This is a genomic window from Actinoallomurus vinaceus (assembly GCF_039542055.1).
Lineage (GTDB): Bacteria > Actinomycetota > Actinomycetes > Streptosporangiales > Streptosporangiaceae > Actinoallomurus > Actinoallomurus vinaceus.
Genome location: NZ_BAABHK010000021.1, coordinates 149,711 through 170,217, shown reverse-complemented (window position 1 = coordinate 170,217; position 20,507 = coordinate 149,711). Strand labels below are relative to the sequence as shown.

Here is a 20,507-nt window from a genome sequence, read left to right as displayed (position 1 = left end):
AAAATCTTATCTCGATGGCTGGATATCAGCTGCCTTTCGGTTAGGCGGCCGAGCCCGTGCTGGAGAGCGTTGCGTGCCTCAATGAATCCAAGCAGCCGCCCCCAGTCGGATGTGATCTTGGTAATATCGACCCCCGCATGTTTATCCCATGCCTTGCGGCGCTTCTCCCAGTTGAAGACGTCACCGTCATCGAGTGAAGGTCGCAATTCCAAAAGGCGTCTGCTTGTGAAGTTCTCGGCGATAGCTACAAGATCTATCAAAGCGTTCTCGTGTCGCAATTGATTATGGAGTATGACATGTCGTCCGAAAGTTCCGTCCGCTGTGTTATCGTGTGCAGTGAGCAGCTTATGGTCTAGAGTGCGCATAGCTATCTGTGTAAGCGCCGCCTCGCCTAGCTCGCTGGACGGTGAAAACTTGCTAGGCATTCTGCACGGCCCAGTCGAATGCCCATTGATCTAGTTGGCTGGCACCAGTCACGGCGCGCCGGATGGCTTGAGCTGGTTTAAGGAAGCCGATAGCGCTGACAATAACAGGCCTAACAACTGGGCTACTTCGATCATAAACTCGAACCAGTTCATCTGTATCGATCAAACCGAGACGGGCAAGCGTCATCGCAGCCTGTGCGCGGAGCACGGGCGACCGCTGCGCGCTAGTGAACGCATCGCGCACCCACTGGACCCGACGCTGTCCGGTCCGTCCGCTATTGAAAGAGGCGAGCCGTGATAGCGGCTGTTGTAGCCACCACGTTTGCCATCCTGTTAGGTATGCGTTCCGCCTCAGCAGCTTGTCGAATGCGGATAGAACGGCAGAATCATTGCTACGGCTCATCAAATATCGCGACACGTGAGGAGTTGTTGTTTGTTCATAGCGCAGCAGACGCATAGCTGTATCCAAAGTGCCGTCTGGCTCATTTTCGGTCGCGCTTAGCGCAGTAAAAGCAACCGGAAGAAGCTGCATTAGCGCCTGATGCTCTGATCGCCTCGCAACGGCGAGCTTTCCGCGACCGGCAACCCGTGACCAGCGCTCAAGAATTCGTGCTGCGGTTAGCTGTTCGACGGCATCTTGATCCAGTTCTATCGCGCCCTCCCCTCCGTCGTATTCGTCTGCGTCGAAGGCCGCGAGATCAAGTTCTGCTTCTTCCGCTATTTCCCTCCTTAGATCCTCAACCTTTTGTAGATGTGCTTGATATTTCACGCGACTCCACGTGAACGTCTTGGAGTCGTTAAGAATCAGTCCAAGTCGACGGGCCTCTTCTGACAAAGTTTCAATGGACCGAACCACGTCCGACCATGAATCGCAGTTCAATCGAAAGTCATCGTTGTACCGGCCGACAATTAGACCGCGGCGCACGAGGGCACGCTCTAGCTTGTCGAGAAAAACCTCGGCGAGCACGTCGCTGGCAACCGACTGCTGAGGCAGACCGTAGGTTCGGCCGCTCGCTTCCTTGAGCAGCCCCATAAGTGCGTCCACTGCGGCGTGGTCGTCGGTCTGAACCAGAAGTTCCTCGGCCAGTAGGCCATGGTCAATGAGTTCGTAGCAGGAAGCTATGTCAGCAGCCACGATGTATTCGCCAGGAAGGTCGAGAGGCTGCCACTGGAATCCGTACCATGCTTTTGAGCTACGCGGTGGCAGCGTCAGCGTTGAATCAAGGCGGCTAGTCAGAGCGCGATAGAGGAGCCGACTCGGAAGATCCCAGATAGCAACTGGTCGGACGCCGTGACGTGCCTTGCTCACAGCGATGATTTCTTGCTCCGACGGAATGAATGGCCGGCTGACCTGCGCGTGGGCCCACTCCGCCACTTTGTCGCGACGTGAGAGCAGCGCAGGCGCTACGGCATTGGGAGGAAGAAGCCGAGGCGCTGCACCCAACTCCTCGTCCAAGGCAGCCCGCAAGCTGGCCACACTGACTAGAGTGCCCGAACCATCCACAACGTACGTTTTAGCAGCCTCCTGCCGTTAGATCGAGTATCCGCTGGCCTCATTGTGGTTGCGAGATCAGCGGACGCGCCGCTTCTGGTGCTCGGGCCGTGGCCGGCCCTGCGCTCCAGGTCCGCTCGCCACCGGATGCCAGGCTTCTCGTTCGCACGGCGGCTGCTAACACTTCTGCTGACTCGAAAGTCCTGGCCAGCCTCCGCCCTCGGCGCGCATAATCGCAGTACTAACTGGCATCGGGTGTGGAGCTCAGCCCCGACCGCGCCCCGGCCGATCTTGAAGGGGTCGGTGTCGCCTGCCCACTTTCAGCCCTGAAGGGCGTCCCCGCAGGGGACACCGAGAACTAACAACGGCCCTGGACGGCTGTGGACCGACCTGGACGGCGCGGTCGTCCGGCAGCAGGTCGGCGGACGGTTGTGGACGGTTGTGGGCGTCTTCGATCTTGCTACGGATCAGACGGCAGGGCCCTCCAACGGTAGACCACCAGTGCAGCGCTTTCTGAACGGTGGACCGGCCCTTCGGAGTGGGGTTCGGAGGGATGACCACGGCTCCGGAGGCGCTCAACGAGCGGCTGTGTCCGCAGGTGGCCAAGCGGCTGTGAGTCGCCGTCGAGGCGGGCCGCCGCGGTTGGACCTGTTACACCGAGCATTCGGATCAGAACTGGTGGCCGCCCCGAGATCCACACCAAGCTCATCAAGCGGCCACACTCGGCCTGCTCCGAACGGTCTTGAATGGTACATAGCGCATACCGAAGCTCGGGAAATCTGACCGTGCAGGCCGAAACCCCACGGTCAGATGCCCCGGTGCGTACTCTGTTATCTGTTCGCTGTTGTTACCATCCCCGTCCGAAAGCGCGGAGGCCAGCAACGAACATGACGCCGGCGCCTGCTGCGAACAGGAGCACGACGCAAAGACGAGCGGTTCCGGCCCATGTCGTAGGCGTGGTCCGGGCCGCTCGTCCGTCTACTTGGGCAGTCCCGGCGGTGAACCAGAGCATCGCGAGTACCATGCACAGGCGTGCCGTCCCGGACCAGGTCATCAGCGCGGTTTGCACCACCCTGGCGACGTCACTCTCCAACGGCTCCATAGGCCGCCTCCTCTCCTCAGTCGGGTCTTCGGCCGACAAAAACAAAAAAGCGCCCATTTTGCGCATGCCTGAAAAGTAATGCGACCTCCTGGATGGACCGCATTTTCAGGCGCGCAAAAAGAACGCTTCAATCGAATGGCTATATTCAGTTATTGGTTGGCTGGCCGTTCGTGGCGGCAGCCGACCTACCACACTCCCATCGCAGTCCAGGCTGCGATGGTTGCATCGTCCTGCGGTGGTGGCGCGGACCGCAATTGCCCGTTACGATCCGGCTTGATTCGCAGTATGCCAGTAGACCTCGTCAGAGTGGGGGGGTATAGCGAAAAGGGTCCTGACACCTCGGACCCGGCACCCTCAGGCGGCCTCTGCCAGGGCTACTACCGCAGCTCTCCACTGCACTCGTCCACGTCGATGTCGAGAGCCTGGTAGAGCTGGTTACCCCACCCGGAGCTGACCGTGACCGCTTCGACAGCGCCCGCACCGGGGCCGCCATCACCGCGCATACCGCCGACACGGCTGGCTGCCCGAAGACGTCACTATTGTGCTTGTCGACCGTCACCGTCGGTAGGACGGCTCGCTGGCAGCTACCTGAGCCGGGACAGTGGTCTAGGCGCCCACGCGCGGCCTTCGCGACATGCAGTAAGCGTGCAATTAGCCACGGTGAGGTGGGCAATAGGGTCACTCACGCGCAACCGAATCCGCGGGTCGGCGGCCCTGAGGGCCGGTTTCCATCTACTTCCCAAGCTGAGGGCATACATAGCGCCGATGATCCCTCGCGCCCGGCTCCGCCTGACGACAACGGTGACGACAACGACGACAACCAGCAACACACGTTCCCACCCATCGGACACCGTCAGCCCATGACCACGTCGTATCGAGCATGGGCTACCGTCGGCTACGGATCAGATGGTGCCGTCTCCTGAGGGTGCATGGCAGAGTAGTCAGACGCGAACGTCCGACATGGGTTCGCCCAGGTCAAGAATGCTGCGGCTGCAGACAGGTTGCGATGAAAGTCATGACACCCGCACCGGTCAGGACACCGGGCCCTCGGTGACACGGCGGTCTCTCGCCCCTCTGCAGCAGCAACGCTGCGGTAATTCCGGATGTGCGCCGATTTGATCCTTTCTAGGCTGGTCGTCCATGAGCGAGCCTCGATTGCAGCGGCTGATTCCTGTCCGGCGAAAGACCTCGGCTCAGCGTCGACCGGCGCGGTTGATGCCGGTGTGGGCGGCGCTAGCAGGTACGTTCACCGTCGCGGTGACGGTGCTGACGATCACGGTGTGGGCTGGGTTCGCCCTACTAGGCGTACACGGCTTCCAGCATGAGAAGCGGCTATCGTCCTCGACGTTCTTCGACCTGGTGAAGCTGGCCTTCGCAGTCGTCGCCGGGATCGCTGGAGTCGTCGCCCTGGTCATCTCCTATCGCAAGCAGCGGCTCACCGAAGAGGCCGACCTGCGCGAGGCGACCAAGCTGCACACCGACCGGTTCACTGCGGCTACCGCCCAACTCGGCTCTGCCTCTCCTGCCGTCCAACTCGCAGGCGTCCACGCCCTAGCGGGCCTGGCCGACGACGCGCCCACCAGAGCCCTTCGCCAAACGTGCATCGACGTGCTGTGCACATACCTGCACTTGCCTTACGACCCCGACCCCGCCCCCGACGGCCTCCCCGCTGACGCCGACCCCGGCCTGGTCAAAGAACACGCCGCTGCATGCCACACCTACCGGTCGCTGCGAGAGGTCCGCCACACCGTCATCCGGGTCATCACCATCCACCTGCGCGATGGCACCGAAGTCTCCTGGCAAGGCCACGACCTCGACTTCACCGGTGTCGCCTTCGACGGCGGAGATTTCACCGGTGCAGTGTTCACCGACAACCCCGCCAAGAACCTACACGGCAGAGTCTCCTTCCAAGACACCACCTTCACTGGCGGCGTGGTCAACTTCGGGGGCGCCAAGTTCACCGGCGGGGAGGTCGACTTCAGGCGTACCAAGTTCACCGGCGGGGAGGTCGACTTCAGGCGCACCAAGTTCACCGGCGGCGAGGTCGACTTCGAGAACGCCAAGTTCACCGGCGGCAGGGTCGACTTCGGGAACGCCAACTTCATCAGCGGCAAGGTCAACTTCGGGAACGCCGACTTCACCAGCGGCAAGGTCTACTTCAGGGGCGCCAAGTTCACCGGCGGCAGGGTCGACTTCGGGAACGCCAACTTCACCAGCGGCAAGGTCAACTTCAGGAACGCCGACTTCACCAGCGGCAAGGTTAACTTCGGGGGCGCCGAGTTCACCGGGGTCTGGGTCGACTTCGGGTGCGCCAAGTTCACCGGCGGCAGGGTTAACTTCAGGGGCGCCAAGTTCACCGGAGGCAGGGTTACCTTCGGGGCCGCCAAGTTTGCCGGCGGCAAGGTCTACTTCGGGGGCGCCAAGTTCGCCGGCAGCAGGGTCGACTTCAGGCGCGCCTACTTCATCACCGGAGAGGTCCACTTCGGACACGCACAAGGTGATGTTGCGCCTTTGGGTTTGATGGGGATTGGAAGTGTTGTGAGGGGCGCCCCAGCCACGTGGACGCTTCAGCCCTCAACGCCACCCTCGCAGACGAGGCCAGACACCGCTGCCCAGTGACGAACGGAATCCATCCGGACAGGTCCGCCCACGCTCGACGGCTCGACCAATCGCGGATTCCCCAGCATGGTTCGGCTTGAGAAACGCCGAGGCCGCCGACGGGGTCACCCCGGGCTCGCATCCAGCCATGGGTGACTAACTGCGTGATAACTGCGACGTACAACAGCGGACACTCCCGCTCGCCGAGGGACCGCCAGTGCAGCCAGCAACGCCGGAAGCGGTGGCGAAGGATCCACATAAGTCGCCTGAAAAGCAGAAGGTCGGGGGTTCGACCCGGCTTCCGCCCACCACACGTGACCTGGGAAGAGACCCTAGGGAAGATCGCCCCGGGTATTTGACGACCGCCGCTCATTCGAGACAACCGGCTATCCAACTCGGCCAGGCCGATCAGCCGGCGCGAAGGCCCACCCTGGTCGCACACTCGGTAGTAAAGACGATTACGACGTCATTATTCGCGCAGGCGAGCCCTCCGGGTCGACGTGCATGCTAACACCCTGGATGACCTTGGACGGGCGTGGACGCGCAGGAGGCTGCACCACTGGTCAGAAGATGATTATGGACGGATCCGGACGACTCTAGTCTTGCTACGGATCAGACTGTCGAATCCCGCTGCGGTGGGATCAAGGCGGCGGCGCAAGCGCCGGCGCAGGCCGCCTGCTCCGGCATGCCCTACGGGCGTGCGGCGTGGGCGCCTGAACCCTACGACGGCCGAGCAACCCACGATCAAGGTAGGGGCGGCAGAGGGGATGACCCGGCGGGCTTTAGCATGCGTTCGCCGCTCAGTGCATGGATAGGGCCGCGAGTACGGTCTGCACGACGCCAGTGATGCCGCCGAGGATGGTGAACGCAATCACCAGCCGTTGCGCGGGTTCGACAGTGACTGTGTCCGGGTCCGGAATGGGCTGGCTTTTTAAGGCCGCTGTCCCGTCGGCTGGTGAGGGTATGGCCTGCGACCGCCCTGCTGTGAGGGTGCGGAGCAGGTCCGCCCTCTTCCCTGGACCGTGCGACGGCTGATGCCTGCATCCCCGGAGCAGCCCGTAGCAAGGGTTCCTGCACGAGCCTTTGCGCGTGGTTGTCGCTCGGCAGCGAGTGGGCACCAGTAACAGTTCGTACGCGCCCAAGATCATTAGGGGTAGACCCCAGTAACTGAGCTTTCCGGAATCCCAAGCCATCGTGCACAGCACCACGAACACGATCAAGAAACCGATTATGCTGTTCCGACGCTTTTCGTATTCGGGCACCCGTCGCGCCATGCGCTACCTCCCTGACATGCGGTCTCCCTCAGAGGGAAGCTAACGATGCCGGGCGAGTGAGTCTCGGTCACCTGACACATACGGGTCTATCGGCCACTGCGGGACATGCGCGATTCTAGAAACAGTGATCAAGCCATGATCCCGAAACTAGTCGGCGCTTACCGACAGCAATGCCGACCCGTGCCCGCTACGTGCTCAGTCAGAGCGGACGATCACGGTCGCGTGCGGTTACTCACGGGAAGGTCTTCGGGGAGGTCCAGGTCAGCCCTGCCGCAGGTAGCCAGCCATCACCGGTAGCTACTTCCCCAAGCTGACGGCCCAGGAGCAAGCGACGCCCATCCGAGGCTGGACTCCTGGGTGCGGGATATTCGCGGGATGAAGGTCGGCCACAGCCCGCCACTCTGAGGGGAAGCCACAGGTCAGATGACCACCGTCCGTCGGGTCGCCTGTGGATTCCTAAACCGTGTGCCGCAGGTTCGAATCCTGCCGGGGGCACCCCGTCCGATCACGAAAAAAGCCCCACTGACCAGCGCGAACGCCGGTCGAGCGGGGCTCCGTCGTGTGCAGTCGGATGCCGCTGAGGGCCACTATGCGTCGCTGTCCACGGGCACAGCGCGGGATGACCGCTGCCGCGTGTCTCGGCGGCAAGGTCAGTGCGAATGGATCTCTTCGTGAGCCTCTTCGAGAGAAGATCCCGCCAGGAATGCCGCGACCCCGCCGGTGAAGTTGGGGCACTCGAAGATGTCCTCATGCGGGCAGGCCAAGCCGTGGGCGATGGCGGTGCGTGCCACCTGAGCCTGGGCGATCCGTTGATCCAGCTCGGCGAGCTTGCGTTGGTACAGCTCGCGCCATCCGTCGCCGGCCGGCGAACGTGACGCGATGAACGCTTTGACCTCCCGCAACGTGAAGCCCGCATCGCGCAGCAACAAGACCACACCGACCAGCCCGACCGCCGACGGCGGATAACGCCGTTGGCCTGAGACCCGGGCCGGCGCCGGTAGGAGGCCGAGCTCCTCCCAGTAGCGCAGAGCGGAAGTGGCGACACCCGTGCGGCTCGCCAGCTCACCGATCGTCAACTGCTCACCCATTGACTTCAAGCATACTTGAAGTCGTTGACTGGCGATCATGCAGACAGCAGGGACATCTCTCAAGCAACGCGTGATCAGATACTTGGTGGGCCAGGCTCATCACCCCCGGGGCATCGTCGGGTGGGCGAACGGCTGGATGTTCGCTCTTCGCCCCTCCAACCGGCAGCGCAACATCTGGGCGGTGTCGTTGCTGGACGTACAGCCCACCGACCGGGTGCTCGAGATCGGGTTCGGTCCCGGCATCGCCATCGCCGAGTTCGCCGGCCGCGCCACCCGGGGCCACGTCTTCGGCATCGACCACTCGCAGGCCATGGTCCGGCAGGCCGCCCGTCGCAACGCCGCCGCCGTCCGCGCACACCGCGTGCACCTCACTCACGCCTCCGTGGAGCAGTTGCCGAGCTTCGGTGATCCGCTCGATGCCATCCTCGCCGTCAACTCCGTGGGGTTCTGGCCCGAGCCGGTGGAGCGGCTTCGCGAGCTGCGCCGCCTGCTCCGCCCTGCAGGACGCATCGCGCTCGTCAGCCAGCCCCGCTGCCCGGGTGCCACCCGGGACACCACGGTCCGAGCCGCGCGAGAGCTCCAGGACCTGCTCACCCAGGCCGGGTTCACCCAGCTCCGGGTCGAGACCCTCGAACTCGACCCGCCCGTTGCCTGTGTGCTTGCCAACAATCCGACCGGCATGCCGTCATGACGGCAAATAACACACCGCCGACATTCGACTCATCGGGCTCGGGCTCGTCCTGCGAGAGTGAACCGCCGGCGACCTGCGGATCGACGAGCGGCGCACCCGGGGGGTCACGCCCTTCGCCGGGCCCCGCGCTGCGGCTCGATGCCCAGGGTCGCGCAGGCGCCGTCCACGGCCACCCGGCGGAGCTCGTCCTTTGGTACGTCGGTGAACTGGAGCGTGCAGTCCTGGAGGCCGCCGAAGGCGATCACGGCTCGGGTGGCCTGCTCCAGCGTGGGTTCGGGGCCGTGCAGCAGCTTCACCAGCCGCCGGCGCCAGTCCAGCACGAGGTCGATCAGGCCCAGGTCGGCCAGCGTGGTCAGCTCGCTGAGCATGAGCACGATCTCTTTGCGGTGGCGGTAGTGGAAGTCGAAGTAGCCCTCCAGCAGGGCGCGGGGGTCGACCTCGTCCAGCGCCTCCTGGCCCACCAGGAACGCCTCTTCCTCGTCGATGATCGGCTGCACGATGCTGCGGACCAGTTCCTCGCGTGAGGAGAAGTGGTAGTAGAGCGCCGGCTTGGTGATGCCCAGCCGGTCGGCGATCTCCTGCAGGCTGGTCCGCTGCACACCCTGCTGGGCGAAGAGTTCGCGGGCGACCTCCTGGATCCGCTGCTTGGTGTCAGAGGGGCGAGGCATGCCGCCAGCCTATCTGACTTAACGATAGGTAAGTAATCGCGTATGCTTACCTATCGTTAAGTAAGGAGGCATGCTCATGCGGATTCTCATCTCCGGCGCCAGCGTCGCCGGTCCGGTGCTGGCGTACTGGCTCACCAGGCACGGCTTCTCCGTCACCGTCGTCGAGCGCGCGCCGGCTCTGCGTAAGACCGGCGGCCACGCGGTCGACCTGTTCCGGCCCGCGATGGACATCTCGGAGAAGATGGGCGTGCTCCCGCGCGTCGAGGAGCGGGCCACCGGCACCCACCGGATGACCCTCTGCCGGGAGGGCGTGCGGCGTCCCGTCCGTGTGGACCTCTCCAAGATCTTCGGCGCCGCCTCCGACCGGCACGCCGAAATCATGCGCGACGACCTGAGCGAGATCTACTACGACGCCACGCGCGACGACGTCGAGTACGTCTTCGGCGATTCGATCACCGCGATCTCGCCCGACGGAGAGGTGCGGTTCGAGAACGCCGCGCCGCGCCGTTTCGACCTCGTCGTCGGCGCGGACGGGCTGCACTCCAACGTACGTCGCCTCGTCTTCGGCGACGAGTCCCGCTTCAGCGCCTTCATCGGGGCCTACCTCGGGGTGCTGACCCTGCCCAACACCGCCGGCCTCGACCGCGAGCTCCTCATCCACGTCGGCGTCGGCCGCACCGCCGGCATGTACGGCGCGCGGCACCTCGGCGACGCGCGGGCGCTGTTCCTGTTCCGGAGCGAGCGCGAACTCGACTACCACCACCGCGACGTGCCCCGGCAGAAGGAACTGCTGCGCGGCGCGTTCGCCGGCCTTCACGCCGACGTGGACCGCTGGCTGGACGAGCTCGACCGCACCCCGGCGTTCTACTTCGACTCGATCACCCAGCTCCGCATGGACACCTGGTCGCGGGGGAGGGTGACGCTCGTCGGCGACGCGGGCTACTGCCCCGGCCCGGCCGTCGGCGGCAGCACCAGTCTGGCCGTCGTCGGTGCGTACGTCCTCGCCGGGGAGCTGGCGCGGGCGGGCGGCGACCACGAGGCTGCCTTCCCCGCCTACGAGCGCGCGATGGCGGAGCACGTGCGCGGCAGCCGCGCGGTCGCGCTCAGCGCGGCGAAGACCCTGATCCCCACCTCCCGCCTCGGCGTCTCGGGACTTGCCCAGGGCGCCCGCCTGATCTCCGCCCTGCCCGCGGGGCCCAGCCGCGCCCTTCTCCGCCTCACCACCAAGAGCGCACGCCTCTACAACTCCATGACCGTCGACGACTACCCGCCATCGCCCACCCAGGCCGGGTCGGCGTGGCGGGCGACCCCGGAGGTGGCCTCGGGAGCGGGCTCGGGGTGGAGTGAGGAGTAGCGAGATGGTGGCGTTCTTCGAAACCGGTCGGCGCGGCCGCGACCTCGGCGCAGGCGTTGGAACCGGTCGATCGACACGGGCCCGCGCTGACCGCGCCGGACAGAGCGCCCGCGGTCCTGCCCGCGGACGGCGTACGGCTGCCGGGCGCCGGTCCCGTGACCCCGCCGGATCCGCGACTACCTCACCCACACCGAATCCACGCTGTGCGCATCGACGGCACTTACGGCCAGGTGATCATCGACTACCGGCCCGAACCCGGCGGGCCGGCCGCCGCGGCGCTGGCCCCGCTCGCCGAGCTCTAGGCGTCCCCCACCACGCCGTACGGCGCTGGGAGAACGAGCGCGGTCTGCTCCGGCGCGAGCTCGCCGCCCTGGCCTGAGATCGGCGAGGCGCGCGTCATCGGCGGGGCCGGTGCTGCGAGGAGCGTGATGACTCCGTGTGCCGCCACCGCACTCCGAGTTCCTCGTCGCTGGGTGGGGACGCGGGCAGCGGCGTGGCCGGCGTGTCGGCGCGCAACGCGTCCAGGAGCAGTGTCAGGTAGCGCTGGCGCAGGGCCGCGGTGCGACCGGCGTCGCCGAGACGGATCGCGGTGATCTGGTCGAAGATCATCGGGATGTCGCGGGCGTCAACGTCCGGCCGCAGCGCGCCGGCGGTCTTCGCGTGGTCGAGGATCTGCGCGGCGAGTGAGGACGCCTCGGCGGCCAGGCGGTGCATCTCCGGGGTGGGGGTGAACGTGCCGGCCAGGTGCACGGTCAGCGAGTGCACGTCCGAGTCGATGACCTCGCCCACGAAGGCCGCGAAGGCGTCCCAGGGGTCGCTGTGACGGGCCGGCGCGGACTCCGCGATCGCCATGAACCGGCGCAGGCCGTCCTCGCAGAGCGTCCGCAGCAGTTCTTCCTTGCCGGCGTAGCGCCGGTACAGGGCGCCGACGCCCACGCCCGCCTCCTCGGCCACCGCCGAGATCGGCGCCCCAGGGTCGCGGATGAACACGGCTCGGGCGGCGTCGAGGATCGCCTGGTCGTTGCGGGCGGCCTCGGCTTGGCGGCCTCGCAGGCCAGAGGTCTTGGTCTCCATGGTCTCGATTCTAGCTTGAACGGAAGGTTCTGTTCCGCTAGTCTTTTGAACAGAACGATCCGTTCCGATTAACCCGGAGGTTCGCATGACCGCCACGTCCTGGTCGCTGCTCGAGCAGGCCCACAACGCGCTGCGCGCATCCGCCGAGGTCGCCGACGCCGACTGGGCGGCCAAGACGCCGTGCGAGCAGTGGAACGTCGCGCAGGTGCTGCGGCACGCGGTCGGTGACCAGCGCGCCTACGCTGCCGCGATCACCGGCGCCGGCGGGCCCGAGGAGAACCCGTTCGATCCGGCGATCGACGCTCCCGCCGACTCGAAGGACCTGCTCGAGGCCGCCCTGGACGTCTCGGCGCGGGCCTTCGCCACCGTGACACCGGACGCGCAGGCCGTCCCGACGCCGCTGCCGCAGGGGCCGCTGCCGGCCGAGATCGCGGTCGGTGCCGCCGCCCTGGACGCCGCCGTGCACGCCTGGGACATCGCGGTGGCGACCGGTCGCCCGTCCCCGCTGAGCGCCGAAGTGTCCGAGCGTCTCCTGCCGGTGGCCAAGGCCCTCGCCGAGCCGCTCCGCGGCTTCGCCTACGCGCCGGCCCTCGACCCGCACCCGGCCGACGACGCCACCGCCGCGCTGCTGCGCTACCTCGGCCGCGACCCGGAGTGGACCCGCTGATCCGTACGGCGGCGAATAACAGCTGGTACGGGCCCGGGAGCGCTGATCGGCGCATGCCGGAGCCCGTACCGAAATGGGACGATCGTCGCCGACCGGAGACGTTCGACTCCGGCCGGCGGCCATGGCGACGGCCTACGAACGTGCCCGCGGTCAGCGCGCTCGTGCGGTGGCCGGCCGGGACCTGTCCTCTCTCTTGCGGGCGCGGTAGGCGGCGGCGTTCACCATGTGCCTGCACTTGGTGGAGCACCACTCCCGGCGTGACCCGCGCGAACGATCGATGTAGACCTGCGTGCACTCGGGTCTGCCGCACTCGCTGAGCAGCGATGCGTCCGGCCCGGCGAGGATGTCGATCGCCGTCCGCGCGATGGACGACAGGGCCTGGTCCGGGGTGGCCTCGATCCGGCGCCCGGCGGGGCCGAGCTGCGGGATCGTGCAGGGGGTGCGCGCTGTGGCGTTCACGAGCGAGACCGCGCTCTCGTCGAAGCCCTCCTTCGCCAGCTTCGCGGCGATGAGCGAGTAGATCGCCTCCCGGAGGGTCACCGCCTTCGAGACGTCGGACGGACGGGAGTTCGTGCCGCCGTCGACCATCTCCGACTCCCGGAACCACGCGTCCAGGCTTCTCGGCGACGTGAGCATCTCCCGTGGTGTGGCGTTGCGCCGGGCGCGCAGCGTTCCGACGAAGTCGAGCGCGGGGTTGCCGCAGGGGAAGGCGTGTTCCATGTCATCAGTTTGACCGATGACGATTCGGCGTGCAACGATCGTCATCAGTTGAACTGATGACGCGGTCGAGTCGCCTCGGTCGGCATCGAACGCTCCTGGCCGGCGTTCGGCGATCGGGCGCCCATCCGCTCGCTCAGTCGCGCGACCGGCTGAGCACGTGCCCGAAAGGCGAAGACCATGGACAGGCGGACGTTTTCGAAGCTGCTCACCGGGGCGGCGGTCGCGGCCTCACTGCCCCTCGTGGAGAGGGCGACCTCGGCCGCGACTCCCGACCAGAAGAAGCTCACGGGCAGGCCGGGGGCGCACACGTCCTTCGACTCGCTGAAGCAGGTCAAGGCTGGCGTCCTGAACATCGGATACGCCGAGTCCGGCCCCGCCGACGGTCCCGCGGTCGTTCTTCTGCACGGCTGGCCGTACGACATCCACAGTTATGTCGACGTCGCGCCACTGCTGGCGGCGGAGGGCTACCGGGTGATCGTTCCGTATCTGCGCGGCCATGGCACGACGCGCTTCCTCTCGAGCAAGACGTTCCGGAACGCCCAACAGTCGGTGATCGCGCTCGACATCATCGCCCTGATGGACGCGCTCAAGATCGACAAAGCGCTCCTCGCCGGTTTCGACTGGGGGTCGCGGACGGCCGACATCATCGCCGCACTCTGGCCGGAACGCTGTAAGGCGCTGGTCTCCGTGACCGGCTACCTGATCACCAACCGGGAGAAGAACAAGCTTCCGCTGCCGCCCGCGGCCGAATGGGCCTGGTGGTACCAGTACTACTTCGCCACGGAACGAGGCCGGCTCGGCCTCGAGCAGAACCGGCACGACTTCACCAGGCTCATCTGGAAGAACGTGTCCCCGACCTGGGACTTCGACGACGCCACGTTCGACCGGACCGCGGCGGCCTTCACCAACCCCGATTACGTCGACATCGTGATCCACAACTACCGATGGCGTCTGGGCCTGGCCGAGGGCGACCCGCGATACGACCGTCTCGAGAAACGACTCGCCGCAGGTCCCGTCATCGCGGTGCCGACGGTCACCCTCGACGGTGAGCTGGACCCCTTCACACCTCCCGGCGACGGCACGTCGTACCGCGGCAAGTTCTCCGGGAAGTACGCGCACCGGACGCTGAAGGGCGTCGGTCACAACGTGCCGCAGGAGGCACCCCGGGCATTCGCCGACGCCGTCGTCGAAGCCGACAATCTCTAGGGGGCCGCCTACCGCTTGTAGGGGTCGCCGTCGGGTAGCCAGGCGTCCGGCTCATGGATGCCGAGGTCGCCGACGCCGTCGGTGAGAGCGTCCGCGGCCGCGAGCACGGCGGAGCGGACCTCCGTACGGCGCCAGACGAGCGACCAGGTCCAGTAGACCTTCGGGGCGATCACCGGGCGCTGGACGAGGTCCGGCGGCAGCGGGGTGGTCTGCCCTTTGGGGCAGTTGACGATCGGGCGCCGGCTGCGGCGGACGTGGTCGAAGAAGGCCGGGCCGGTGACGCCGCCGTCGGAGATGCGCACCGCCCGGGCGCCGGTGTCATGGGCGAGTCGCTCGGCGAAGAGGTTCCAGGACTCCCAGGACGTGGTGTCGTCGTCGAGGAGGACGGCGGTGTCGCGGGCCTCGACGTCGCCGGTGTCGTCTCCGGTGGAGACGGCGTAGAGCCGGTCGGCGCCGAGCAGCCGAGCCTGCAGGCCGTGTCGATCGAGGTCCGTCGTCCGCACCCAGCACACCGCGAGGTCGAGGCTGCCGTCGGCGACCCGGGCGGCCTGGGCGTGAGAGGGCGCGATCCAGGCGTCGATGTGGAGCCGAGCCACCGCGGACGTCCGGGCGGTCAGGTCCGCGGGCACCCAGTTGACGTAGCCGAGCCGTACGGGCTCGGAACCGGAGAGCCGGGCCGCACGCCGCTGGAGGTCGTCGGCCCGTTCCAGCAGCTCGCGAGTGTGCGGCAGGAGCGCGGCGCCGGCCGGCGTGAGGGCGACCGAGCGGCGGTCGCGATCGAACAGCCGTACCCCGAGGTCGCGTTCGAGCGCCTTGATCTGCTGCGACAGAGAAGGCCCGGCGATCAGGAGCCGCTCGGCGGCCCGTCCGAAGTTCAGCTCCTCGGCGACCGCGAGGAAGTACCGCAACTGGCGCAGCTCCACGCCCGAATGCTACGCGCGTGATAGGCCGCGCCTACCAGCAGGGAGGAAGCCGGTCGTGGCGTCGGCCCTGGTGGCGGGCGCACGCTGGAGCCCGGGGGAATCCCCCAGCGCATCCGGCATCACCCCGGATGCCCGGCGCCGAGCATCGAGGAATCGCCATGAAGGAGTTTCTGGTAGAGATCACCACGACCGTCCCCGACGGCACCGATCCGGCCGAGGTCGAGCGCCGCCGCGCCGCCGAAGCCGTACGGGCCGCGGAACTCGCCGCCACCGGCCACCTGACCCGGCTGTGGCGTCCGGTCGGGGAACTGCGCAGCATCGGCCTGTGGCGCGCCGACGACGAGGCCGACCTGCACGAGAAGGTCCTCGGAACCCTGCCCCTGCGCTCGTGGATGACGCTCGCGGTCACGCCCGTGGAACCCCATCCCAACGACCCGGGCACGCGCGACGCCGCCTGACCGGCACGCCCTTGTCTCCGTACGGCGAGGAGCCGCCCGGTTTCCCGCGGTACGGCAGAGAGCCGCCCGGCCTCCCATGCACGACCAAGAGCCCCCCGGCTTCCCGGGGTACGGCGAGGAAGTCGCCCGGCTTCTTGTACGGACTCGCCCTCTCGAGGAACACCGTGACCCCATCGTCCCTGCTGCACCGCACCACCAGATCCGGTGCCGCGCACCGCTCGGCCTGGATCCACGTCATCCAGGCCGCCGCCGCCCTGGCGGCCGGAATGGGTGTCGGCCGCTTCGTCTACACCCCGATCCTTCCCCTGATGCACGCCCAGGTCGGCCTGTCGGCCGGGAGCGGCGCGGATCTGGCCACCGCCAACTACGTCGGCTACCTGGCCGGAGCCCTCGCCGGCATCTTCCTGCCGCGGCTGATGCGATCTTCGGCCGTCCTGCGCGGTTCCCTGCTGGTACTGACGGTGACCCTCGCCGCGATGCCGTTGACGCACACCACGGCGCTGTGGCTGGCGCTTCGGCTGTGCGCCGGCGTGGCCAGCGCATTGATCTTCGTCATCGCCGTCGGTTCACTGCTCGGCCGACTGCGCGACCACCCCGCTCATCTGCCCGGCTGGGCCTTCGGCGGCGTCGGCGCCGGCATCGCCTTGTCCGGCCTCCTGGTCCTGCTCCTGCGCTCGGTCGCCGATTGGCAGGCGGCCTGGTGGGCGTCCGCCGCGCTGGCCGCGCTGTTCGCCGCCGCCTCATGGAACCTGCGCCCCGAACCGGCACCCCTGACCACGGCGTCCCCGGTACGAGAACAGGCGGCGGCGCCGCGCACGCACCGCTGGTTCACCGCGCTGTTCGCGTCGTACACGCTCGAGGGCATCGGCTACATCATCGCCGGGACGTTCCTGGTCGCCGCCATCGAGCAGAGTTCCCCGGGGTGGATCGGCAGCGGCGCCTGGGTGCTGGTCGGAGCGGCGGCCATCCCCTCCTGCCCGCTGTGGGCGCGGTCGGCCCGGCGCTGGTCCCGCCCCGACCTCCTGCTGGCCGCGCTGGTCGTGCAGGCCATCGGCATCGCTCTGCCCGCCCTGGTCGGCGGGGTGGCCGCGGCGCTGATCTCGGCACTGCTCTTCGGCGCCACGTTCCTCGGCGTCAGCACCATCGCGCTCGCCACAGGCGCCCACCTGCAGTTCCCCCGCTCGGTCGCGCTGTTGACCGCCGGGTACTCCGTCGGCCAGATCCTCGGGCCGCTGGTCGTCGCTCCTCTGCTCCACCACGGCTACCACCAGGCCTTGGTCCTGGCCGCCGCCGTGGTCCTGGCCTCCGCGATCGCGGCCGCCGTCCTTCGGTTGGGATTCCCGCACCGCATGCCCGCGCCGAGCCCTTCGGCCGCAGCCGACTGATCGTTCCCCCGTGACGCGGACGCGTCATCGGCTTGACAGATGACGCTTGTCGATGCGAATCTCGTCATCGGTTAAACCGATGACGCGTTCCCGGCTCTCGGGCACGTTCGTACACGAAGGGCATCGCCATGGCTTCCAGCTACACCGCCGTCGTCACCGCGACCCGAGAGGGCCGTAGCGGAGGCCGCGCGTCGGCCTCCGACGGCCTCCTCGACGTCACGCTCGCCGTTCCCAAGGAGTTCGGCGGGGCCGGCGGCGGCACCAACCCCGAGCAGCTGTTCGCCGCGGCATGGTCGGCGTGCTTCGTCGGCGCGCTCAAGCGCGCGGCGGCGCAGCGGCACGTCCCCGCGAAGGTGCTGGGTGTCACGGCCGAGGTCACCCTGCACCACAGCGACACCGACGAGTTCGACCTCGGCGCCGTCCTCCGTATCGAGCTCAGCGGCGTCGACCAGCGGACCGCGGACGCGCTCGGCGCGGACGCCCACCGGCTCTGTCCCTTCTCCAAGGCCACCCGCGACAACATCCCGGTCGCCATCGAGGCGACCGTCGTCGCCTGACCCCGACCGTCCGGCCCTGCCCGGCGAAGGCACGCGACGCCCGGCGGGCGGCTCGTCCACGAAGGAGGATCACGATGCGGATTTCCAGAGCGCTCATGGCGATGTCGGTGACGCTGATCGCGGTCGCCGTCACACTCGGCTGCTTCGCCGAGATCTTCTGATCGCGCGCCCGGCGGCGGGTGCCTCGTCAGGCCGCCGGGGAGGGGCGACGACCCCGCGGTTCAGGAGAAGACGGCGACCGCGGTGCGATGGGTGCGGGGGTCGTCGATCAGGTCGAGGATGACGGCGGCCAGGTCGGCGCGGGAGGTCTGGGCGCCGACGCGGCCGGTCGCGCCGATGGACGTGCGGGGGCGTCCGCCGGCGGGCCGGTCGGTCAGCCGGGTCGGGCGTACGGCGGTCCAGGCCAGCTCGGTGTCGGCCAGGAGTTCCTCCATCCGGGTCATGTCGGCGTAGGTGTGGCGCATGAGGCGGTGCAGGCCGCGGGCCAGCAGCCGGGTGGTGGCTCCGGCGTCGGCCGGCGTGCCGAGTCCGGCCGAGGAGATGACGATGAGGCGCCGGCCGGGCTTCATGGCCGAGATGATCTCGCTGGTGCCGGCCGAGTAGACGGTGGTCGGTCCGCGTCCGGCGGCGCCGACCGCGGAGATGACGACGTCGTGGTCGTCGAGCGTTCCGTGGAGTGATCCGGGTGTCTGGACGTCGGCGGTGACCACGGTGAGGCGCGGACGGGCGACGGGCCGCCGGGCGATCGCGGTGACCTGGTGCCCGAGGGTCAGGGCCTGGTCGACGATGATCCGCCCGGTGCGGCCGGTCGCGCCGATGACGGCGATGGAGGCCATGGGGGTCGTTCTCCTCAGCCGGCGGCGGGCTTGGTGGCGGGCTGGAACCTGAACGAGATGGCCTCCATCAGCCCCTTGTGCTGGGTCTTCTGGACGGCGGCGATCCGCCAGCGGCCGTCGCCTCGACGAACGACCGTGTAGGTGGCGATCTTGCCGAGCTTCTTCGGCTTCCCCTTGTGGACGTCGCCACGGGTGACGACGACGGCCGTGTCGGCGCCGTGGAAGCGGATGTCGACGATCTCGATGGCGAGCCGGCTGCCCTTGAGGAAGCTGTCGAACAGGGCCTGGTGGGCGCGGCCGATCTCGAGTCCGCCGTGGTAGACGGTGCCGACGTAGGTGACGTCCGTGGCGTCGTCGGCGAACAGTTCGCCGTACGCGGCGCCGTCGCCGCGGTTCCAGACGTCCTGGCTCTGCTCGAGCAGGGTGCGGATGGCGACGAGATCGGCCTGGGTGTTCGCGCGGGTGGGGTCGGCGCTGGTGACGGTGGTGTTCATGACAAGACCTCCTGAATATCTTCCCTGAGGAAGTATCTGCACTGAAGAAGATATTAGGAGTCGAGTGATCACGTGTCAACGGCGGGTTCTGTCTACGCCCCGGTCAGCTCGATCGGGGTGGACGGGTCGTCGTGGTCCCGCTGGGTGGTCTCCACCTCGTCGCCTTCGGGCGGCAGCACGAGCTCTGCCTTCACCCAGCCCTCACGGTCCAGGGCGGTGAGGAAGGCGTCGACGAGCGCGGGGTCGAACTGGGTGCCGGCGCCGCGCCGGAGCTCTTCGATCGCGCTCTGGATCGGCATGCCGGGACGGTACGAGCGGGACGAGGTCATCGCGTCGAAGGTGTCGGCGACCGCGATGATGCGCGCGAACTCGGGGATCTCCTCACCGGCCAGGCCCATGGGGTATCCGGTGCCGTCGAGCCGCTCGTGGTGGTGCATGATGCCGCCCAGCGCCTCGTCGAGGAAGTCGATGCCACGCACGATCTCCTCGCCGCGCATGGGGTGCAGCTGGACGGCCGCGGTCTCCTCCTCGGTGAGCCGGCCGGGCTTCTGGAGCACCTTGGTCGGCACGCCCAGCTTGCCCACGTCGTGCAGCATGCCGGCGTAGCGGATCCGATCGATCCGGTCCGTCCGCATGCCGATCTGCCGGGCGATCATCACCGACCCGTAGGCGACGCGCTCGCTGTGGCCGCGCGTGTAGTAGTCCTTGGTCTCGACCGCCTGGCAGAGCGCGGCGACGGTGGCCGCCTGCGCCCGCTGCTGGGCGGCGATCTGCGTGAACGCCCACCGGGCGGTGAACAGCGGCATCAGCACGAGGACGGCGGACATGCCGCCGGCCGCCGGCCAGATGCCCGCGATCAGCAGCCCGATCATCCCGAACGCGAGGCATCCGGGGGCGACCAGGCGTCCGGTCGTCAGCACCTCCCGCCAGGTCGCCTGGCGGCTGATGAGCAGGACGGCGGCCATCAGCGCGAGGTTCATGGTGACGAACGTGACGAGGGCGCCGACGAACGGGCCGAGGACGTGCCGGGTCCAGTCGGCCTCGCCCCAGCGGTAGGGGTGGCCGCCGAGCCACTGGAAGACCGCGCCCGCCGCGTACCCGCTCAGGGCGTACTGGGCGGCGTTGAAGAGCCGTTTGACCAGGCCGATGTCGCGCCGGCCGGTGAGCATCGCGGTGGCGCCGATCAGCGTCGCGCCGACCGGGCCGGCCAGCACCACGGCGGCCAGGCCCGTCGCGAAGCTCATCGACACGCGGGCGCGTTTGATCGTCAGGGTCGCCGCCGACGACTCGGTGACCAGGAACAACACGGCGAGGATGGCGAGCCTGGGCCAGCACAGGCCCGTTAACGAGGACGTGGCGATGACGCCGAACGCCAGGGCGATGACGCCGCCGGCATAGGCCCGGGCGGCAAGCGGCAGTCCGCGCATCGCGACCTCCATGGGGGACGACCGTAGTCACTCTGTCACAGATCGTGATCGTCCGCGAGAGGCCGCGC

The 20,507-nt window shown here is 67.7% G+C and carries 17 protein-coding genes; 8 read left to right on the top strand and 9 right to left on the bottom strand.

Annotation, left to right across the window (positions count from 1 at the left end; genetic code table 11):
* Positions 1 to 417: 417 nt before the first annotated feature.
* Complete coding sequence (locus tag ABEA24_RS46825) at positions 418 to 1,881, bottom strand: RNA-directed DNA polymerase (protein ID WP_345441515.1); 1,464 nt, start codon at positions 1,879 to 1,881, stop codon at positions 418 to 420.
* Positions 1,882 to 4,159: 2,278 nt separating this feature from the next.
* Between ABEA24_RS46825 and ABEA24_RS46820 the strand changes: the two genes are divergently transcribed.
* The gene (locus ABEA24_RS46820; protein WP_345441512.1) at positions 4,160 to 5,638 is read left to right on the top strand and encodes a pentapeptide repeat-containing protein; all 1,479 of its coding nucleotides are present in this window, start codon (positions 4,160 to 4,162) and stop codon (positions 5,636 to 5,638) included.
* Positions 5,639 to 7,541: 1,903 nt separating this feature from the next.
* Here ABEA24_RS46820 and ABEA24_RS46815 read toward each other — a convergent pair.
* Positions 7,542 to 7,979 (bottom strand): MerR family transcriptional regulator, encoded by a 438-nt coding sequence (locus ABEA24_RS46815; protein ID WP_345441509.1) that lies wholly within the window; start codon positions 7,977 to 7,979, stop codon positions 7,542 to 7,544.
* A 70-nt stretch (positions 7,980 to 8,049) separates the two neighbouring features.
* On the opposite strand from ABEA24_RS46815, the gene ABEA24_RS46810 reads away from it, so the two are divergent.
* Positions 8,050 to 8,670 carry a class I SAM-dependent methyltransferase gene (locus tag ABEA24_RS46810; RefSeq protein WP_345441506.1) on the top strand — a complete coding sequence of 207 codons (621 nt, stop codon included), beginning with the start codon at positions 8,050 to 8,052 and terminating at the stop codon, positions 8,668 to 8,670.
* A 104-nt stretch (positions 8,671 to 8,774) separates the two neighbouring features.
* On the opposite strand, the gene ABEA24_RS46805 is transcribed toward ABEA24_RS46810, so the two are convergent.
* On the bottom strand, positions 8,775 to 9,338 hold the full coding sequence (locus ABEA24_RS46805) for a TetR/AcrR family transcriptional regulator (RefSeq protein ID WP_345441503.1): 564 nt from the start codon (positions 9,336 to 9,338) through the stop codon (positions 8,775 to 8,777).
* Positions 9,339 to 9,414: 76 nt separating this feature from the next.
* Here ABEA24_RS46805 and ABEA24_RS46800 point away from each other — a divergent pair, with 76 nt between their 5' ends.
* Entirely contained in the window at positions 9,415 to 10,692 is a 1,278-nt protein-coding gene (locus ABEA24_RS46800) for an FAD-dependent monooxygenase (RefSeq protein ID WP_345441500.1), read from the top strand.
* Positions 10,693 to 11,088: 396 nt separating this feature from the next.
* On the opposite strand, the gene ABEA24_RS46795 is transcribed toward ABEA24_RS46800, so the two are convergent.
* A complete protein-coding gene (locus ABEA24_RS46795) occupies positions 11,089 to 11,766 on the bottom strand; it encodes a TetR/AcrR family transcriptional regulator (protein WP_345441497.1) in 678 nt (225 codons plus the stop codon).
* Between the two features lie 85 nt (positions 11,767 to 11,851).
* Here ABEA24_RS46795 and ABEA24_RS46790 point away from each other — a divergent pair, with 85 nt between their 5' ends.
* On the top strand, positions 11,852 to 12,433 hold the full coding sequence (locus tag ABEA24_RS46790) for a TIGR03086 family metal-binding protein (protein ID WP_345441494.1): 582 nt from the start codon (positions 11,852 to 11,854) through the stop codon (positions 12,431 to 12,433).
* 150 nt (positions 12,434 to 12,583) lie between these two features.
* On the opposite strand, the gene ABEA24_RS46785 is transcribed toward ABEA24_RS46790, so the two are convergent.
* Complete coding sequence (locus tag ABEA24_RS46785) at positions 12,584 to 13,153, bottom strand: CGNR zinc finger domain-containing protein (protein ID WP_345441491.1); 570 nt, start codon at positions 13,151 to 13,153, stop codon at positions 12,584 to 12,586.
* Between the two features lie 177 nt (positions 13,154 to 13,330).
* Here ABEA24_RS46785 and ABEA24_RS46780 point away from each other — a divergent pair, with 177 nt between their 5' ends.
* Positions 13,331 to 14,359: an alpha/beta fold hydrolase gene (locus ABEA24_RS46780; RefSeq protein ID WP_345441488.1), complete on the top strand. Its 1,029-nt coding sequence runs from the start codon at positions 13,331 to 13,333 to the stop codon at positions 14,357 to 14,359.
* 8 nt (positions 14,360 to 14,367) lie between these two features.
* On the opposite strand, the gene ABEA24_RS46775 is transcribed toward ABEA24_RS46780, so the two are convergent.
* Complete coding sequence (locus ABEA24_RS46775) at positions 14,368 to 15,282, bottom strand: LysR family transcriptional regulator (protein WP_345441485.1); 915 nt, start codon at positions 15,280 to 15,282, stop codon at positions 14,368 to 14,370.
* Positions 15,283 to 15,440: 158 nt separating this feature from the next.
* Between ABEA24_RS46775 and ABEA24_RS46770 the strand changes: the two genes are divergently transcribed.
* From ABEA24_RS46770 to ABEA24_RS46760, 3 genes are all read left to right on the top strand, one after another.
* Positions 15,441 to 15,740, top strand: coding sequence for a muconolactone Delta-isomerase family protein (locus tag ABEA24_RS46770; RefSeq protein ID WP_345441482.1), 300 nt, complete (start codon positions 15,441 to 15,443; stop codon positions 15,738 to 15,740).
* A 164-nt stretch (positions 15,741 to 15,904) separates the two neighbouring features.
* Positions 15,905 to 17,125, top strand: a complete 1,221-nt coding sequence (locus ABEA24_RS46765) for a YbfB/YjiJ family MFS transporter (RefSeq protein WP_345441479.1) — start codon at positions 15,905 to 15,907, stop codon at positions 17,123 to 17,125.
* A 128-nt stretch (positions 17,126 to 17,253) separates the two neighbouring features.
* Positions 17,254 to 17,682 carry an Ohr family peroxiredoxin gene (locus tag ABEA24_RS46760; RefSeq protein ID WP_345441476.1) on the top strand — a complete coding sequence of 143 codons (429 nt, stop codon included), beginning with the start codon at positions 17,254 to 17,256 and terminating at the stop codon, positions 17,680 to 17,682.
* Between the two features lie 221 nt (positions 17,683 to 17,903).
* Here the strand turns inward: ABEA24_RS46760 and ABEA24_RS46755 are convergent, their stop codons facing one another.
* The 3 genes from ABEA24_RS46755 to ABEA24_RS46745 form a co-directional block, all read right to left on the bottom strand.
* Entirely contained in the window at positions 17,904 to 18,518 is a 615-nt protein-coding gene (locus tag ABEA24_RS46755) for an NAD(P)-dependent oxidoreductase (protein ID WP_345441473.1), read from the bottom strand.
* A gap of 14 nt (positions 18,519 to 18,532) precedes the next feature.
* On the bottom strand, positions 18,533 to 19,012 hold the full coding sequence (locus tag ABEA24_RS46750; protein ID WP_345441470.1) for an SgcJ/EcaC family oxidoreductase: 480 nt from the start codon (positions 19,010 to 19,012) through the stop codon (positions 18,533 to 18,535).
* Positions 19,013 to 19,104: 92 nt separating this feature from the next.
* Positions 19,105 to 20,451 (bottom strand): HD-GYP domain-containing protein, encoded by a 1,347-nt coding sequence (locus ABEA24_RS46745; protein WP_345441467.1) that lies wholly within the window; start codon positions 20,449 to 20,451, stop codon positions 19,105 to 19,107.
* Positions 20,452 to 20,507 lie beyond the last annotated feature (56 nt).

Excerpts from the sequence above, each read along its gene's own strand:
- ABEA24_RS46820 (WP_345441512.1), top strand. The coding sequence starts at position 4,160 with ATGAGCGAGCCTCGATTGCAGCGGCTGATTCCTGTCCGGCGAAAGACC.
- ABEA24_RS46815 (WP_345441509.1), bottom strand. The coding sequence starts at position 7,979 with ATGGGTGAGCAGTTGACGATCGGTGAGCTGGCGAGCCGCACGGGTGTC.
- ABEA24_RS46805 (WP_345441503.1), bottom strand. The coding sequence starts at position 9,338 with ATGCCTCGCCCCTCTGACACCAAGCAGCGGATCCAGGAGGTCGCCCGC.
- ABEA24_RS46800 (WP_345441500.1), top strand. The coding sequence starts at position 9,415 with ATGCGGATTCTCATCTCCGGCGCCAGCGTCGCCGGTCCGGTGCTGGCG.
- ABEA24_RS46795 (WP_345441497.1), bottom strand. The coding sequence starts at position 11,766 with ATGGAGACCAAGACCTCTGGCCTGCGAGGCCGCCAAGCCGAGGCCGCC.
- ABEA24_RS46790 (WP_345441494.1), top strand. The coding sequence starts at position 11,852 with ATGACCGCCACGTCCTGGTCGCTGCTCGAGCAGGCCCACAACGCGCTG.
- ABEA24_RS46785 (WP_345441491.1), bottom strand. The coding sequence starts at position 13,153 with ATGGAACACGCCTTCCCCTGCGGCAACCCCGCGCTCGACTTCGTCGGA.
- ABEA24_RS46780 (WP_345441488.1), top strand. The coding sequence starts at position 13,331 with ATGGACAGGCGGACGTTTTCGAAGCTGCTCACCGGGGCGGCGGTCGCG.
- ABEA24_RS46770 (WP_345441482.1), top strand. The coding sequence starts at position 15,441 with ATGAAGGAGTTTCTGGTAGAGATCACCACGACCGTCCCCGACGGCACC.
- ABEA24_RS46760 (WP_345441476.1), top strand. The coding sequence starts at position 17,254 with ATGGCTTCCAGCTACACCGCCGTCGTCACCGCGACCCGAGAGGGCCGT.
- ABEA24_RS46755 (WP_345441473.1), bottom strand. The coding sequence starts at position 18,518 with ATGGCCTCCATCGCCGTCATCGGCGCGACCGGCCGCACCGGGCGGATC.
- ABEA24_RS46750 (WP_345441470.1), bottom strand. The coding sequence starts at position 19,012 with ATGAACACCACCGTCACCAGCGCCGACCCCACCCGCGCGAACACCCAG.
- ABEA24_RS46745 (WP_345441467.1), bottom strand. The coding sequence starts at position 20,451 with ATGGAGGTCGCGATGCGCGGACTGCCGCTTGCCGCCCGGGCCTATGCC.